At 35.8% G+C, this 422-nt stretch carries 1 rRNA gene; it reads right to left on the bottom strand.

The features are described 5' to 3' along the window. Positions 1-353: 353 nt before the first annotated feature. A 16S ribosomal RNA gene (locus CD122_RS11460) occupies positions 354-422 on the bottom strand; the annotation flags it as partial.

Below are 422 nucleotides of genomic sequence, written 5' to 3'. Positions count from 1 at the left end.
GTTATTAATTATGTGAGTCGTCATTTGACGACTAGCGATAATTTTAGTTTCAAGCTTTCGCTATTCACTCGGTTTTTGCTTGGTAAAATCTTTTATACTTACTTATCTAGTTTTCAATGTACAATTTGATTAAATTGACAAGCCTTCGCATTCGTCTTCATTTCTTTCTTCACTTGCTCAGTTACGACTAGTAATCTTCGCTGCGTTCATCAAGAAATTCATAGACTGGCAAATGCTTTCAATTTAATTTTTTCTTTAGTTTGAATCCTCAAATATGAGCATTCAAAACTGAATACAATATGTCACGTTAATCCGCTTATCACCTAATGGTGATATTCCGTTATTATCCTTAGAAAGGAGGTGATCCAGCCGCACCTTCCGATACGGCTACCTTGTTACGACTTCACCCCAATCATTTGTCC

The organism is Staphylococcus rostri (assembly GCF_002902145.1).
GTDB lineage: Bacteria > Bacillota > Bacilli > Staphylococcales > Staphylococcaceae > Staphylococcus > Staphylococcus rostri.
This window is presented reverse-complemented; position numbering and strand designations above follow the sequence as displayed.